Consider the following 365-nt stretch of genomic DNA (forward strand, 5'->3'; position numbering starts at 1 on the left):
GAATATGGTTTGATAATCTATCAGCAGCTGTTGTCTCTGTAGGAACCAATGGAAAGCGAAGGCTTACGGATGAGTTTCAACGCTTTGCTCTCCATTACCGCTTCCAGCCTGTCTTTTGCAATCCAGCACAAGGGAACGAAAAAGGACATGTTGAGAACAAAGTAGGCTATGCTCGAAGAAATTGGTGCGTTCCTTTACCTGTAGCTAATGATTTGGGACAACTACAGAAAATCATCAATCAGCAAGCCCTTGAGGATCTGAGAAGACCCCATTATGCGAAGAGAGTTTTACAACAGGACCTTTGGGAGCAAGAGAAACACAAACTGTTGGAACTCCCTACTGTACCCTATCAACCTTTCCGTTTG

1 pseudogene is annotated in these 365 nt (G+C 44.1%); it reads left to right on the forward strand.

Annotated features, from left to right (window positions below):
• Positions 1-365: pseudogene (locus SB773_RS30430) on the forward strand (IS21 family transposase); the annotation flags it as partial.

The organism is Bacillus sp. SIMBA_074, from assembly GCF_046534555.1.
GTDB classification, from domain to species: Bacteria; Bacillota; Bacilli; order Bacillales; family Bacillaceae_G; genus Bacillus_A; species Bacillus_A mycoides.